Origin of the sequence: Corallococcus sp. 4LFB, assembly GCF_046520365.1 — a bacterium.
Classification (GTDB): domain Bacteria; phylum Myxococcota; class Myxococcia; order Myxococcales; family Myxococcaceae; genus Corallococcus; species Corallococcus caeni.
The window spans coordinates 1-15,591 of record NZ_JBKGHJ010000171.1 but is presented as its reverse complement, the minus strand read 5'-3'; the positions used below and the strand labels follow the sequence as shown (position 1 = coordinate 15,591).

At 70.7% G+C, this 15,591-nt stretch carries 11 protein-coding genes and 2 pseudogenes; 3 read left to right on the top strand and 10 right to left on the bottom strand.

The window, feature by feature from the left end; all coding sequences use genetic code 11:
• A pseudogene (locus ACLEQD_RS19580) lies at positions 1-308 on the top strand (MFS transporter); the annotation flags it as partial.
• A gap of 38 nt (positions 309-346) precedes the next feature.
• On the opposite strand, the gene ACLEQD_RS19575 reads toward ACLEQD_RS19580, so the two are convergent.
• The 6 genes and pseudogenes from ACLEQD_RS19575 to ACLEQD_RS19550 all read right to left on the bottom strand — a co-directional run bounded on the left by ACLEQD_RS19575 (position 347) and on the right by ACLEQD_RS19550 (position 7,445).
• Entirely contained in the window at positions 347-2,578 is a 2,232-nt protein-coding gene (locus ACLEQD_RS19575; RefSeq protein ID WP_410385820.1) for a DPP IV N-terminal domain-containing protein, read from the bottom strand.
• Between the two features lie 82 nt (positions 2,579-2,660).
• Entirely contained in the window at positions 2,661-3,995 is a 1,335-nt protein-coding gene (locus ACLEQD_RS19570) for a PLP-dependent aminotransferase family protein (RefSeq protein WP_410385819.1), read from the bottom strand.
• 68 nt (positions 3,996-4,063) lie between these two features.
• Positions 4,064-4,639, bottom strand: a complete 576-nt coding sequence (locus ACLEQD_RS19565; RefSeq protein WP_410385818.1) for an imm11 family protein — start codon at positions 4,637-4,639, stop codon at positions 4,064-4,066.
• Positions 4,636-5,638: pseudogene (locus ACLEQD_RS19560) on the bottom strand (AHH domain-containing protein). Before ACLEQD_RS19560 ends, ACLEQD_RS19565 begins: the two are co-directional and overlap by 4 nt.
• Positions 5,639-5,658: 20 nt before the next feature.
• Positions 5,659-6,975, bottom strand: a complete 1,317-nt coding sequence (locus ACLEQD_RS19555; protein ID WP_410385817.1) for a putative sensor domain DACNV-containing protein — start codon at positions 6,973-6,975, stop codon at positions 5,659-5,661.
• Between the two features lie 137 nt (positions 6,976-7,112).
• The gene (locus tag ACLEQD_RS19550; RefSeq protein WP_410385816.1) at positions 7,113-7,445 is read right to left on the bottom strand and encodes a hypothetical protein; all 333 of its coding nucleotides are present in this window, start codon (positions 7,443-7,445) and stop codon (positions 7,113-7,115) included.
• Positions 7,446-7,611: 166 nt separating this feature from the next.
• On the opposite strand from ACLEQD_RS19550, the gene ACLEQD_RS19545 reads away from it, so the two are divergent.
• Both ACLEQD_RS19545 and ACLEQD_RS19540 read left to right on the top strand, forming a co-directional pair.
• Positions 7,612-8,085 carry a YqaA family protein gene (locus tag ACLEQD_RS19545; RefSeq protein ID WP_171418268.1) on the top strand — a complete coding sequence of 158 codons (474 nt, stop codon included), beginning with the start codon at positions 7,612-7,614 and terminating at the stop codon, positions 8,083-8,085.
• Positions 8,086-8,323: 238 nt separating this feature from the next.
• A complete protein-coding gene (locus ACLEQD_RS19540) occupies positions 8,324-9,985 on the top strand; it encodes a lamin tail domain-containing protein (protein WP_410385821.1) in 1,662 nt (553 codons plus the stop codon).
• Positions 9,986-10,091: 106 nt separating this feature from the next.
• Here ACLEQD_RS19540 and ACLEQD_RS19535 read toward each other — a convergent pair whose 3' ends face one another.
• The 4 genes from ACLEQD_RS19535 to ACLEQD_RS19520 all read right to left on the bottom strand — a co-directional run.
• A complete protein-coding gene (locus ACLEQD_RS19535) occupies positions 10,092-11,678 on the bottom strand; it encodes a S28 family serine protease (protein WP_410385815.1) in 1,587 nt (528 codons plus the stop codon).
• A 78-nt stretch (positions 11,679-11,756) separates the two neighbouring features.
• A complete protein-coding gene (locus tag ACLEQD_RS19530) occupies positions 11,757-14,087 on the bottom strand; it encodes an Ig domain-containing protein (protein ID WP_410385814.1) in 2,331 nt (776 codons plus the stop codon).
• 26 nt (positions 14,088-14,113) lie between these two features.
• Complete coding sequence (locus tag ACLEQD_RS19525; RefSeq protein WP_410385813.1) at positions 14,114-14,545, bottom strand: hypothetical protein; 432 nt, start codon at positions 14,543-14,545, stop codon at positions 14,114-14,116.
• Positions 14,535-15,591, bottom strand: a 1,057-nt coding sequence (locus tag ACLEQD_RS19520) for a hypothetical protein (RefSeq protein ID WP_410385812.1), incomplete at its 5' end; no start/stop codon positions are given. The genes ACLEQD_RS19520 and ACLEQD_RS19525, both read right to left, overlap by 11 nt.

Below are 15,591 nucleotides of genomic sequence, written 5' to 3'. Positions count from 1 at the left end.
TGCGGGGCTGGGGGATTCCGGCCACGTTCGCGGCGCTGGCGTTGGTGGGCATGGGCGTGGGACCGGCGGCGAGCAGCTCGCTCCTGGGGCCGCAGTCGCGGGCGCCGTGGCGGTACCGGGGCATCGTGACGAGCACGCTCTATTCGATGCGGCTGTTGGGCGGGTCCCTGGCGGTGGCGGCGCTGTCGCTGGCGCGAGGGCACTTCGCCACCCAGTTCGCCATCGCCGCGGGGCTCACGGCGGTGGCCGCGCTGGGCATGGCGCTGGCGGCGCCGGGCCTGGAGGGCAACGTGCCGCGCGAGGGGTGATCAAACCCGTCCCAGCAGCAATGCCCAGCCCAGCCGCTTCACCGGGGCTCACCCAGCTCCCGCAGGAAGAACCGGCGCACGTCGTCCTGGTAGTACCTGCCTTCGGGGCCGTGTCCCTCGCCGGGCATGATCAACAGGTCGAAGGGCTTGTTCGCCCGCACCAGCGCCTGGGCCATCCGCATCGTCGTGGACAGCGAGGCGTTCACGTCGCTCGTGCCGTGCATCAGCTTGAGCGCCCCCTGGAGCTTGTCCGCCAGGGCTTCGTTGGAGCCCGCCGCGTAGCCCTCGGGGTTCTCCGACAGCAGGCCCATGTTGGGCTCGTTGATGACGGCTTCTTCCGTCAGGGCCCCCGGCGCTCCCGCGTAGCCCGCCTTGAAGAACTCCGGCGCCGTCAGCATGCCCCGCAGCGCGAAGTAGCCTCCCCAGGAGTGGCCGTGGATGCCCACCCGCTCCAGGTCCATGTAGGGCCGGCTGGCGGCCGCCTGCTTCAGCGCCGCGACGTGGTCCGGAATCTCCGTCTGGCCCACGCGGCCGTAGTTCACGTCCTGGAAGGCCTTGCTCCGCCCCGGCGTCCCCCGTGCATCCAGCACCATCGTGATGAACCCGAGCTGTGCCAGCGAATGCGCGATGACGGACTCGTAGGGGCCCACGTAGCTCCAGGGCACCACCGTGGTGAACGGCCCCGCGTAGATGACGTCGATGACCGGGTAGCGCTTCTTCGGGTCGAAGTTCCAGGGCTTGTACAGCACGCCGTACAGGGGCGTGACGCCGTCCGCGGCCTTGACCGTGATTCCCTCCGGCGGCGTGTAGTGCAGCTCCGCCAGGGCGCTCGTGTCCGCCTTCGCGAAGCGGAAGGACGCGCGCCCGTCCGTGGACGCCACGTCCCAGACCCGGGGCTGCTCCCGCGTGGAGTGCCCATCCACGAAGGACCGCGTGGACGGTGACAGCACGGGCCGGTGCATGCCGGGCTCCGGCGACAGCCGCTTCAGCGCCCCGCCCGCAATCGGCGCCCGATACACCAACCGGTCATAGGGCGCCCCGGACTCCGCGGAGGCGAGCACGAAGAAGACGTCCGACTTCGGCGCGATGCCCACCACCGCGTGGACCGGAAACGCGCCCCGGGTCAGCTGGCGCACGAGCCTGCCGGAATAGTCATACAGGTAGACGTGGCGCCAGCCATCGCGCTCGGACATCCAGAGGAAGTGCTGGTTGTCCGGCAGCGGCTTCACCTGCTGGGCCCAGCCGCCCACCACGAAGTCCAGCGCCCCCACGAACGTGTCCTTGCGCTCCTCCCGCAGCACGCGGCGGCGCTTGCCCGTCGCCGGGTCCACCGCCACCAGGTCCAGCCGCTTGCCGTTCCGGGAGAGCTGGAGCACCAGCGCTTCACGGCCGTCCGGACGCCAGCCCGCGAGCCAGTCGTAGCTCTCCGCGGCGTCACCCTGCGCGGGGGCCACCTGCCCCGTCTCCACCGTGACGAAGTGCAGCTCCGAGCGCATCAGCGGCGTGCCCGTCTTGGAGTAGGGGACCCACGTCACCTTCTCCACCGGGGTGGAGTAGTCCACCAGCGGGAGCCGGTGCATGCCCCGCATGTCGTCGCGCCAGACCGCCACGAACCGGCCCTGGGGGGACCACGCCGCTTCCGGCAACCGCCACGGCGCGTCCTCCGTGCCGGTGCGCTCCACGCGGGCGGCGCCCTTCGCGTCCACCACCGCGAACCCCGTGTCCCGCTGCACCGCGACCGCCCCACCGTCCGGTGACAGGACGTTGCCGGGCACGAGCGATAGCGCGACCGGATGCGTGGGCTCCACCGCCACGAGCCGCTTGCCCGTGAGACCCAGCGAGAACGCCCGGCCCTGGACGGCGAAGACGAGGGCCTTCGCGTCGGGGGTGAGCGTGAAGGGCATGACCGGCGGCAACGTCACCGGTTTGCCGAGCAGCTGCGTGAGCTGGGAGCGCAGCGACGCCGCGTCCAGCAGGGGCTGCTGGGTGCGCCGCTGCGCATCCACCAGGACCCAGGTGTCCCGGTAGGGCTCCACCCTGGACCCGTACACGAACCGCTCGCCCTCGGGCAGCCACCGGGGCGGCGTCAGCGTGTCCCGGATGCGGTCCGGCCAGCGGAGCGAGGCCTGCGAGAAGTCGAGCCGCGCCTGGAGCGCGTCGCTGGCCTCCGCTCCCGCCGCCGTCATCCAGGGGACGGCGAGCCCCGCGAGGAGCAGCGCGATGCGCGCACGCGACAGGAGTCCATCACGGCGGGGCAGGGGAGGCGTCATGGGCAGGCTCCAGGAAGGGGTGGATGGGAACGTCACGCCAGGCGGCGGGGGGCAGGGGCGGAGAGCAGCTCCGCCAGCGTCTTCAGTCCCCGCTCCAGCTCCTCGCGGGAGCCGGCCGCGCCCAGTGACACGCGGAGCGCATTGGGCGCATGGCCCGGCCGGGCCGAGAACAGGTGCGCCGGGCCGAGCAGCACGTCGCGCGCGGCGGCTCCTCGACCAGTCCCGTGGCGCGGCGATGCTCGGGAATGGGCATCCACAGGAAGTACGCGCTGGCGTGCGCGACGTAGGGATGGCCCTTCAACACCTTCGCGGCCAGGGACTGGCGGGCCGTGGCTTCGGCCCGGCGCGCGTCGCGGAGGGACTCGGCGGTGCCGTCCGTCACCCATTGCGTGGCCAGCTCATGCAAGAGGGGCGACCCCGACCAGACCGTCGCCGCGGCGGCCTGCTCCAGCGCCAGCCGTGCATGGACCGGCGCCCGGATGTAGCCGACGCGCAGCGCGGGCAGCACGGCCTTGGACAGGCTCGCCAGGTGATACGTGCGCTCGGGGGCCAGGGCGGCCAGGGGCGCGGGCGCCTTCGCCACGAGCGGCGCCAGCGCGCCGTTTTCAATGACGGTGACGTCGAACTCCCGGCAGACCTCGACCAGCGCCTGCCGCCGTTTCAGCGGCATGACGGCCGTGGTCGGGTTGTGGTTCGTGGGCGTGCAGTAGAGCACCCGCGCCTTCGTCCTCCGGCAGGCCTCCGCGAGCGCCTCCGGCACCAGCCCCTCCGCGTCGAGCGCCACCGGGTGCGTGGGCAGCCGGAGCAGCTCCGCCGCGGCGAGGACCCCCGGATAGGTGACGTCCTCCACCAGCAGGCCGCCCGGGGTCGCGAGCAGGGACAAGACCATCAAGGTCGCGTGCTGGGCGCCGCCGCACACGAGGACCTCGTCGCTCGTGGCCGGAACGCCCGCGAGCTCCAACCAGCGAGCCCCCGCCGCCCGCTGGGCGCCAGTGCCCGCGTGCGGCTGATAGCCACTGAGCGCGCCCAGGTCCGCGCGCTCGCCCAGCCGCCGGAGCGCGGCGGCCAGCGCCAGATGTCCCACGTCCCCGGGGACGATGGGCACCGCAGTGGGTCCCAGGTCGATGCGGGTCCGGTCGAGCTGGGGCGAGTAGTGGTCTCCCTCCCGCAGGTCCCGCACGAACGTCCCATTGCCCACCTGGCTCCAGATGAGTCCCCGCCGCTCCGCCTCCGCGTAGGCCCGGGTCACGGTGCCTGGCGAAGTCCCCAGCGTGCTCGCGAGCTCCCGATGCGTGGGCAGCCGGTCCCCCGCGCGCAGCTTCCCCGCGCTGATGTCCGCCGCGAGCGCATCGACGAGCGCCCCATACAGGGGGCCATCGGAGCGTTTCAGGCGCGGCTTCCAATTGGAGCGGGACATGGTCTGGATTGTACCATGACAATATTGGGCTTGTACCAGGGCCCTCGCCGACTTCCGGCCTGACGTCCCTACACTTCCGTGAAGCGCATGCCGGTGGCGCGGGTGCGCTCCAGGGCCGTCTTCAGGTCCTCGGAGACGATGAGGGCGATGGACCAGCCCCAGGTGCGGAAGACCTTGGCGTCGCCCACCTTCGAGGGGTCGATACGCATTCCCGCGACGGAGTAGTACTGGCCTGCCTTCTCGGGCTGTTTGTGCTTGATGGGATCCCAGTGCTCCACTTCCCGGGATGCCTTGTCGTCGATGCAGCGGATCAACCGGGTGGCCACGAGCATGCTGAACTGCTCAGGGCATCCCGGGATGTCCACCGCGAAGAGCTGGACGTCATTGGGTGCAAGCTCCGCGAAGACGGTGGCCAGCTTGACGTGAACGATGGGCGTGCCTCCGAGGCCCGCTTCGGAGTAGTCCAGCGGCTTTCCAGGCTCGTCGATGGGAAATCGGAGGTGGCCTGGGGCATGGATGGACTTCCCCGCGCTGAACATCCATGGGTCTTCGAGCTCTACGGATTGTTCATCCACGGGATCACCCAGATACCAGCGCCCCGGTGCGTAGACGTCTTCTGACAATCGGAAGTAGCGGGCTGTCATGGTCGTGGCTGTCGGTGGCCTTGGGTCAGCAAGCGGTTGAGTTCCGTGCCCTTCGTTCTGGCTTGCTCGGCGAGGATCCTGAGGGCTCCGGTCAAGGCATCACGGCAGGCCTCCACGCTGCGGCAGCCGGAAGTCACCTGCCTCAACCTGTCATGGACGAGTTGGTGGTACTCGGCAGGGTGCGGTCCCCGGTGGCCCGGAACCTCGACGATGTTCTCCGGGTCTTTCAGCTCCATCCCTGCCTTCTTGAAGATGCGCCGGAAGAGCGGGGGCCAAGGACCACCGGTCTTCGCGGACTTCTCATTCCGGATGGTGGCCAGGTGGTGACGCTGGGGCTTGCCGGGCCGTGATGACATCGCGACCGCGTTGGGCGCGAGCGCGATGGTGAAGCCCTCGGCCGTCATGGCCACGGAGCGCACGCCTGCAATCGCCACGTACTGGAGGCCCGCCTGCGTCTCCACCGCGACCGCGGCCTGCGCGGAACCCGGCAGGGTCGGGGCCTTCATCGCGAGTCCCGCCGTGTTGCCTATGGCCGCCGTGGCCAGCATCACGAAGACGCGCGCGGCGTTCCTGCCCAGCACCGCTCCGTAGGCCTCGCCCGCGTCACGCACCTGGAGGAACGTGGTGGCCTGGTCCACGTGGCGCACCAGTGTCACCCAGCCATCGAGGAGGGTCCACACGGTGTCCACGCCCAGGTACGCACAGTGGGACGATCCGCCGGGTGTGCTCCTGGAAGCCGAAGAGGCCGCTGCGCTCCGGCAGGCCGAACAGCTCCCGCGCCTGGCGCATGGGATGGGCGGAGGGCCGCACGTCCCGCGCGAGCGTCCTCACGGCCACCTTGAACTCGTCCTCCTCCAGCCGGGCCTCGGAAGAGGACGCGTCCTCCCGGGGCGTGACGGCGACCCGCTCGCCGTCGTCCGGTTCCAGCCGCACGACGCGCGTCGTCGCGCAGCCCGACACGAGCAGTCCCAGCAGCAATGCCCAGCCCAGCCGCTTCATGCCTGCCTCCCCAGCGCGCTTCAGTCCTCCATCAGCAGGAGGCTCCAGAGCAGCACCTTCTTCTTGCCGGGCGGCCGGTGCAGGCAGCGGAGCGGGCCGTCCTGGGAGGCCACGAACACGATGGCGCCGGAGTGCTGGTTGGCGAAGACGGCCGCGGCGCGGTGGCGCGAGCCGTGCTGGCTGATGGGGTAGTGCGGCCCGGGCCTTCCCTGGAGCGTGCGCGCCTCGAAGACCTGCGGCGGACCGCTGCGCGGGATGGCAATCTGATACCCCGCGCAGAGCACCTCCAGCTCCGGCCCCAGCACCAGCGCGTTGTCCACCGCGGTGAACTGCCCGATGCTCTCCACCAGCGCCTGGAAGTCGCTCTCCGTCGCCTTGTCGTCGTGCTCGGCGGCGGCCTTCTTCAGCTCCGGATCCTCTTCCTCGTCCGCCGCCTTGCCGGCCTCCGCCTGCCACGCGCCGTTGATGAGGTCCGCCCGCGCCTGCACGAAGCGCTGCAACCGCTGACGCAGCAGCGAGCCCTGCTCCGGCGGCAACACGTACTTGCCTCGCGTGCGGAAGCGCTCCATGTCGTGCTGCTTGGGGAGCAGCGCGATGAGCCCGCCGTGGTGCAGCCCGGCCATCTTCCGGATGAGCCCCTGCACCGCGTTGGACACGTACCACTCGCGGTTGCCGCCCATCAGCGGCTGCACCTTCGGCAGGGACTCCACCAGCGTGGCGCAGCTCTCCATCAGCGCCGAGCGCACCGCGCTGTCCTCGTGGAAGAGCAGGTCGTGCAGCGCCACGCGGCGCCCCGGCGGCACCGGCGCGCCCTGCTCGTAGCGGAACACCTCGCGTCCCTGCGTGCTCACCACCAGGTGGCCCGGCGTCGGCGCGTGGAGGATGAAGACGTCCTCCTCGCCCTCGGCGTGGAACTCCGTGTACTCCACCCGGCGCGCCAGCCCCTGGATGCGCAGCTTGCCCTCGCGCGGCCCCACCACCACCGCCGTGCGCGGCAGGTGCGCCGCGGGCGCCAGCTTCACCAGCGCCTCCACGCTGAAGTCGGTGATGCTCGACTTGGGCTCCAGGGGCAGCGTCTCCCACGCCTGCCGCTTGCCCTTCGCGCCGCCGATGTAGACCGTCTCACGCACCGCCTGCAGGCCCTGCAACCCCTGCGCGTGGTAGGCGATGCGCACGCGCGTGGCCTCGCCCTCCTCCCGGCCCAGGCTCGCGAAGAACACCGTGTCCGCCAGGACGACCAGCAGCTTCAGGGTCGGCTCGGCCAGCGGTGTCTTCGCGAACTGGCGCAGCCAGCTGCGCAGGGCTTCTCCGGGGTATTGCAGGCCGGGTTCATCCATCGGGCGCGCAGCATAGTCACGGCCCAGGGCTTCCCGGAGGAAGTCACGCGCGCGCCGCGATGCGGCGTCCGGTTCCCACCGTGAACCCGGCCTGTAGCACCGCCGTCCTCAACGCGTCCCACCCCGGGGCCCGCGCCTCATTCTTCAATGGGCGGCTGGAGCGTGCCGAACCGCTCCAGGCCCTGGTCCAGCGCGGAGCGCACCGCGTGCAGCAGGGCGCCGTCGGACAGCCGGCGCACCAGGACGATGCCGGGGGCCACGTAGGACGGCGCACTGCCCAGCCGCGCCTCCAGCGTCTCCAGGGTGAGCACGGTGAGGACGAAGCGGCGCCCGTCGCGCAGCCGCACCACCAGGTCCCGGGAGCCCTCGAAGTGCAGCGCCGGAGGCTCCGCGATGAGCAGGGAGGCGATCCGCTCATCCTCGGTGTCGATGGACCGCAGGCCTGGGCGTTCGCGCGTCGAGCGTCGCATGGCGGGGAGGATGGTGACCCCCACCCGCGCCTACAACCCGTGCCGCCGGGAGGGGCGCGCCGTCCGACACTCCCTGGCCCCGGGGAACGGGGCTGGCGAGCAAGGAAGGGAGCGACACGCCGGACAAGACGAACGCCCCGGACCGGGTGTATGGCCCAGGCCGCCCATGCCCGCCGAGCCGTCCACCCTGTCCACCTGGGGCCTCCCCGGGATGTTCTTCGTCGCCATGCTCGCGGGCTCCGTGGTGCCGGTGCCCTCCGAGGCGATGCTCGCCGCCCTCATCTACAACGGCACGCCGCCGGTGATGGCCACCGTGGTGGCCACCGTGGGCAACGTGCTCGGGGCGGTGACGCTCTACATCCTGGGGCAGTGGGTGTCGCGCGGCGGTGGCGGGGCCCTGGGCCGCTGGGTGGCGCGCCGCCGGGAGAAGGAAGGCCCCCGCATGGCCCGGGTGGAGGCGAACCTGCGCACCTGGGGGGCTCCCGCCCTGCTCATGGCGTGGCTGCCCATCCTGGGGGACGCGTTCGTGCTCGCGGGCGGCTTCGTGGGCGTGCGCCCCTTGCCCTTCGTCGTCTTCGTCACCCTGGGTAAAGGTCTGCGCTACGCCTTCGTCGCGCTGTCCACCGCGGCCGCGATGTAACAATGTGTAACATTGCGCGTCCCCGCCGGGCGGGATGCGCCGCTCACGCAACGTTTCAAGGAATGTGACGGATAAACGGCGGTGGCGTCGTGTACGCGGAATACTGCGTCCGCGGCGCTGCCGTGACGTCCTTGAACCTCTAGTGCTCCCGGATTCACCGGGAGCAGGGTGAAACATCGTGAGCCTGAAACAAGACCTCTTCCGGCGGCCTGCCGCCTCCTGGCGTACGTGGTCCTTCATGCTGGTCTGCGCGGCGCTCAGCGCGTGCGGTGGTTCCGTGGAGGCGGACGCGGAGGCGGCGGCGCCGGAGCTCGTCGCGCGCGAGGACTCGCTGGCGAACGTGCGGCTGCGCCTGATGGCGGCCAACCTGACCAGCGGCAACGGGCAGGACTACGACCCGGGCCACGGCATCCGCATCCTCCAGGGCACCGACCCCGACGTCGTGATGATCCAGGAGTTCAACTACAAGACGAACTCCGCGGCGGACCTCCGCGCCTTCGTGGACACCACCTTCGGCACGGGCTTCTCCTACTTCCGCGAGGGCGGCGCGCAGATTCCGAACGGCATCATCAGCCGCTACCCCATCATCGCCGCTGGCGAGTGGGATGACACGCAGGTGTCCAACCGCGACTTCGCGTGGGCGCGCATCGACATCCCGGGCTCCAAGGACCTGTGGGCCGTCAGCGTGCACCTGCTGACGAGCGGCTCCAGCGTCCGCAACACGGAGGCCTCCAACCTGGTGAGGTTCATCAACGCCAACGTGCCCGCCAGCGACTACCTGGTGATTGGCGGCGACTTCAACACCGGCAGCCGCGGCGAGGCGTGCTTCAGCACCTTCTCCAGCGTGGTGTCCACGGCGTCGCCGTACCCGGCGGATCGCAACGGCAACACCAACACCAACGCGGGCCGCAGCTCGCCGTACGACCACGTGCTGGTGGACAGCGACCTGCGCGCCTACCAGACGTCGGTGGTGATGGGCTCCAGCACCTTCGCCAACGGCCTGGTGGCGGACACGCGCGTGTACTCGCCCATCTCCGACATCTCCCCGGCTTTGTCGGGCGACAGCGGCGTGTCCGGCATGCAGCACATGGGCGTCATCAAGGACTTCCTCATCCCGGGGGATGGCACCACGTCCTCCTCCGTGACGGTGCTGTCGCCGAACGGTGGCGAGAGCTGGGTGGGCGGCTCGTCGCACACCATCACCTGGTCCTCGTCCGGCGTCACCAACGTGAAGGTGGAGTACTCGCTGAACGGCTCCACCTGGACGACGCTGACCTCCAGCACGGGCGCGTCCGGCGGCAGCGTGGCGTGGACGGTGCCCTCCAGCGCCAGCACCAACGCGTGGGTGCGGGTGAGCGACGCGAGCAACACCGCCATCAGCGACCTGTCCAACGCGGCCTTCGCCATCACCACGGGCGGCTCCGGCGGCACGGGCAACGTGTTCATCAACGAGGTGCTCATCAACGAGCCGGGCTCGGTCGTGAGCGGCGAGTTCGTGGAGCTGGTCAACAGCGGCACCGCGGCGGTGGACCTGAGCGGCTGGACGGTGTCTGACAACACGGGCGTGCGCCACACCTTCGCCAGCGGCACGTCCGTGGCGGCGGGCAAGGCGGTGGTGGTGTTCGGCGGCGCGTCCGGCATCCCGTCCGGCATGACGGGCGCGGTGGCCGCGTCCACGGGCGCGCTGGGCCTGGGCAACAGCGGCGACACCGTCACGCTGAAGAACAGCGCGGGCACGGCGGTGGACACGGCGACCTTCGCCTCGTCGCTCGCGGGCACGGACGGCGTGTCCGCCAACCGCAGCCCGGATGCGTCCGCGTCGGGCAGCTTCGTGCTGCACACGAGCGTGTCCAGCCTGAGCCGCTCGCCCGGCCAGCGCGCCAGCGGCACCGCGTTCTAGTGCTGAACCCCGCTCCTCCGGACATTGCCGGTCCGGAGGCGTGAAATGACGACGGGCCGTCCCAGGGAGCACCCCGGGACGGCCCGAAACCTGTCCGACAGTCGGACTAGTTCCGCGACGCCTCGCGCAGGCGGGGCGGTACGTGGGGCCCGAAGACGGGCGGCTCCTCCGACGGCTCGAACCGGGTGGCGCGCTTCAGCGGCGAGAGGCCCATCCAGCGGTTGAGGGTGGCCTTCGCCTCCGCCTGCTGCTCCGCCGGGAGCTGGCTGATGCGTGAGCCGTGGTTCCCGCCCGGCACCGGGTACAGGTAGGAGTCCTGCGCGTTGCCCAGCACGTAGGCCGCCGCCGTCCACGGGTCATGGCTGCCGTAGATGAACATCAGGCGCTGGCCCTGCGTGGACACCCAGTCCTGGATGTCCGGCATGGCCTGCGGACGGAACACGTACGGGATGCCGGGCGGCGAGTACACCTCACCGGTGTCGGTGTCCGGGAAGTGGATGAGGGCGCCCAGGTGCTTCTCGTAGGGCTGGGGCCAGCCCAGCTCCACCGCGGCCTGGTAGAAGTAGGCCGCGTAGTTCTGGAGGCCCTCGTCCGAGAAGGAGTTCATGCCGACCTGCTGGTCCATCGCGTCGAACAGCTCCTGGTCCGTCGCGGTGGGGTCGGGGATGCTCTGGGCGCAGCGCGACGCGCTGTCGTACTGCCAGAAGGCGAAGTAGGTCTCGATGGCGCCGTGCTCCAGCGCCAGCTCGAAGCCGAGCTGCGAGTACGTCGAGTTCTGGTCCACCGCGTAGTCCTTCAGCAGCTTCAGCATGTTCTCCCGGCGCGAGAGCACCTCGCGCTGGAAGGCCCACAGCCGCTCGCGGCAGGCGGCCTGCGCTTCACCGCCGACGCCGTCCTGGAACGTCACGAAGCGCTCGTCGTTGCGCTTCGCGATGGGCGCCACGTACGCCACGGTGGCGTCCACGTCGTCCGGGTGGAAGCGGCGGAAGAACACCACCGTCTCACCGCCCTTGCTGCTGCCCGTGGACACCCACTTGCCGGTGTAGAGGGGCTTGAGCGCCTGGGTGAGGCGGTGGAAGTCGTCCGCGGACTGGCGGATGGTCAGGTGGCTCCAGTCCGTGGGGGACGGAGTGCTGGACTTGAAGAAGCGATGCTCCACGGAGAGCTGGTTGCCGGACAGCAGCTGCTGGAGCTCCGAGCGGCCGACCGCGGTGGAGATGTTGTAGCCGGTCGTATAGAGCACCATCGGGCGGGTGTCCGCCTTGTGCAGCAGCGTGGCGAACTGCTCGAAGCGCTGGCACTCCGGGTGGGCGTGGTCCGACGGCTGGTTGTATTTCAGGTGGAAGAACCGGTAGCCCGCTGGCACGTTCGCCCCGTTGGGGTTCTCCTGCACCGTGAGGCCCGGGACGGCGCGCAGCCGGACGAGGACGTCCAGCGACGTGTCCTGGAGGACGCCCAGGTCCGGGGGCGTGTCGACCCAGCCGCTCGGGGTGCACGCCGCCGTGCCGCCGTCGGTGCCCGCGTCGGCGTCCGTGCCCGCGTCCACGGTCTGGGTACCGCCGTCGGGACGCGGCTCGTCCGGGTCGTCACCACATGCGACCGGACCGCCCAGCAGGGCGAGCAATGGGACGAGCAATGCCCAACGGGCAGGGCGTGCTGCGGGGGAGGGCTGGGAGAGCAAGAAGGGCTTCATGGGTCCGGGGTCCTTGGGCAGCCGTCGCGCGCCGGGCCTTCCCCTGCGCGCGACGGTGCTCCTGCCCGGATTCCACCCTCAAGGCCTGAGCATGTTCAAGGGGGCCGCCCCGGTGAGGTCCTCCACGCTGTCATGGAGGAGCTGCCCGATGTAGTTGAAGTTGTGCGCCCAGGCGCCCGGGTCCTTCTTGCTCAGCTGGTAGTTGTGGGCTGCCTTCACGAGCGCCGGCGTGAACGGCGCGTACGCATTGGAGGAGACGGACTCCGTGGCGCTGCAGGTGCCGTCCTTGTCCGTGTCCTTGAAGAAGTACGGATTGGCGTCGCCGTTGTAGCAGAGGCCATTGGCTGTCACCCCGCGCATGGCGGTCAGCAGGCGGGCGGCCATTCCCTCCACCTCCGCAGCCAGGGACTCCGCCGTGTTCCCGTCGCCGTCGTAGTCCAGCACGTGGACGACGCGGAGCTGCGCGGCCTCGGTCTGGTCCGCGTGGCACGTCCTGCAGCGCTCGCCCCACACGTCCTGGATGCGGAAGGTGTGGTTGCTCTTGCCGGGGACGTGGCAGCTGGTGCACTGCACGCCGCCCATGTGCGTGAGCCGGCCGGCGTAGGTCTTGTTGGGGTACTCGTAGCCGATGCGGACCTGCGTTCCTTCGCGCGTCCCCGCGGCCGGCAGGTAGTGCACGTTCTGGAAGCGCGGCGTGCCCCCCGCCGCCAGCGCCGTGTCGATGGTGGCCTTGGACGCACGGCCGATGTGGCAGTTGGCGCAGAGGTTGTCCTGGCCCGGCAGGTTCACCGTCTTGCCGTCCGGCAGCCACGTCTGGGCGGGGACGAAGACGTCGTAGTCCGGCTCGAAGTTCTCATGGCACGTGGAGCACTCCAGGCCGTTGGCCGTCTCCGGCACCTGCTGCCCGACGCCGTACTGGACGAAGAAGCGGTAGCCCTGCGCGCCGCTGTGGCAGCGCGAGCAGCTGGCCTGGACGGTCTCGCTGGTGTCCCAGTTGCGCGCCGCCTTGCTGGCGCCGTTGAAGTGGCCCGGGTCGTTGCGCACCAGCAGGGACGTGTCGAAGGGGACGCTCAGCCCCTTGTTCATCGCCTGGGTCGAGTCATGCAGCAGCTGGATGATGTACTTCGCGTTGTGCGCGAACGCGCCCGGGTCCACCCGGGAGAGTTGATAGTTGTAGGCCGCCTTCTGCAGGCGCGGCGTCCAGCTGGCGTACGCGTTGGCGGCGGTGGACTCCGCGGGCGCGCACGTCCCGTCCCCGTCGGTGTCCTTGAACCAGTAGGGGTGGGTGTTGCCGTAGCAGAGGGGCTGGGAGCGCTCCGCGCCGTAGCGCTGGATGGCGGCGAGCAGCCGCTCCCGCAGGCCTTGAATCTCGTAGTAGATGCCCTCGGTGCGGTTCTTGTCCCCGTCGTAGTCCTGGTTGCGCGAGGCGATCTGCCGGATGTCCCAGGCCTTGGTGACGTCCGTCGTCCCGGGGTGGCAGGTGGCGCAGGCGTCCCACCGGACGCGCGTGCTGTGCGGCTCATGGCACTCGTTGCACTTGTCGAAGCCAGGCACGTGGCGGAAGCGGGAGTCGTAGGTCTGATCCGCGTACTGGTAGCCGCCCGCGGCCTGGTTGGCGAAGAGCGTCGCGCCCGCGGGGTAGTAATGGATGTTGGTGAAGCCGAGGGCGGGGGAGGTCGTGTCCTCGCCCACCACGCCCGCGTCCGCGACCTGCGCGTCGATGTCCTTCCCCGAGGCGCGTCCCTGGTGGCACACCACGCACCGGGCCTCCGGGCCCAGGCCGGTGACCTTCTTGCCCGAGGGGAAGGTGACGGAGGTCAGGCTGGCGGCGGCGCTGTCGTGGCACGTCTCGCAGCGGACCACCGACTGCGTCGGGGCGGGGGCATCCACCTTGCCCACGTTGGAGCCGTCACCGCCCAGGAAGTCGATGTAGCCCTCGGAGCTGTGGCAGCGCGCGCAGCTGGTGGGGACGAGGCCGTCCTTGTTCCAGTGGGAGAAGGCCTCCGCGGTGGTGTCCGCGTGCGGCGAGCCCGACCACGCGAGGAAGTAGGGCACCTGGCTGGGGTCCACGCCGCCGTCGCTCGTGAGGGCGCCCATCACCACCACCACGTGGCGGGCTTCCAGCTTGGAGCTCGCGCCGGTGACCTTGATCGCGGTCTCCCCCGCGCCCACGCCGGTCACCTGCCCGGCGTCGTCCACGGTGGCGATGGCCGGGTTCTCACTCTCCCATTGATAGCCGTCGTCGGTGGCCTCGCGCGTGGTGGCGGTGAGCTGGAGCGTCTGGCCCACGAGCACCGAGTGCGGACCGTCGGTGACAATCTCCGGGTGGGGTGTCTCCAGTTTGGCGCAGGCACTCAGCGCCAGGGCCAGCAGCAGCGGTCCGACCAGGAGCAACGGGGAGCGTTTCATCGGAGCCTTCCCGGCAAAGAAAGACGTCATGGTTGAGCGCCTCCGGAGATCCACGACAGGAGGGTCTGGTACTCCGGGGTGTCCGCCCCGTAGATGGCCCCGCCGCCGTGGCCCGCGCCGGAGGCCTTGCGCAGCAGCCGGCTGGCGGAGGGATTGGAGGCGTCCGTCAGGGAGCTCGTCGCCGCGTAGTCCGCCTCGGCGTCGCCCGTCAGCAGGAAGGAGGTGGAGCCCGCGGCCCCTCCGCTGCGATGGCAGCTCTGACAGCCGCTGGTGAGGAGCGGATGCACGTCGGCCTCGAAGGAGAGGGCGCCGCCGCCATCCCCGCCGCCGCCATCGACGGGCAGGACACCGGCGTCGGCGGCGACCGGGCCCCGCTCGAAGTCCGCGCAGCCCACGAGCAGCGCGACCGCCGCCGTGAGCACCGCGGCCAGGGGCTGGATGCGGGAATCAGAACTCATACGCCACCACCAGCCGGGTGAAGTCGTCCGGCGTTTCGTCTGTCTTCTCCAGGTTCCAGAACTGGAAGAGGCCAGCGCTCAGGCCGCGCCACCGGGCCATCACGCCCACGTTGTGGCTGGAGCCGTCCTCCCGGGTGAGCGCGTTCCCATCCAGGATGAGTCCCCGCCGGTTCCCGAAGGTGCGCAGTCCCTGCCGGTACTGGAGGTAGAGCCAGTCCGTGGGGTGGTAGCGCAGCTGGAGGTAGCTGGCGAAGTGGAAGTAGTCCGCGCCCGGCCCGCCGTAGCCCTCCGCCTCGCCTCCGGAGACATCCGCGCGCAGCAGCCCGGCGCCCAGGGAGAAGTGCTCCAGCACCGGGAGGCCGCGCGGACGCCACACCGCCACGTCCAGCGCCTGGAGGAACAGGCGGCGCCCGAACCCCAGTGAGTTGTAGTACGGCGAGTACCAGAGGTTGATGGGCCCCCACGAGGCGCCCAGCCTCGCCCCGACGCCCAGGCGGGTGTCCTCCAGCGGTGCCAGGTCCGACTGGAGGTTGAGCACCGCGTCCGCGCGCTTCAGCCGGTAGCCGGAGATGACGTAGGCGTCGCCGGAGAGGGCCAGGGGCCCCAGGCTGCGCTCCACGTTCACCGTGAGGCCTTCCCGCGCGAACACGACGGGGAGCACCCGCTGGTCGAAGCCGGCGAGCCCGCCGTAGCTGTGGTGGAAGAGCGGATCCCCGCCAAAGGGCACCAGCACCTTGCCGCCCTTGGCGAACACCTTCACCGGCCAGGACGCCCCGTTGATCCGGGCGCCCACCTCCCAGAACTGCAGCGACAGGACCTCCAGGGTGAGGGTCACCGGATCTTCCGCGGACTGCCGCGTGAGGAAGAGGAAGTGGTGGTAGCTGCGCAGCGCGCTCTCCCCCTCTGCCTTGAAGGGGTGGTCGTTGTAGTTGACGCGCTCGTAGTTGAGGTCGAAGCGGCCGTTCAGGCTCAGCGAGCCGAGCCCCGGGAAGGTCCCCAGCGGCACCCCGGCGTGCGGGCCGCCCGGGCCGTGCGGGGCCGCGGCG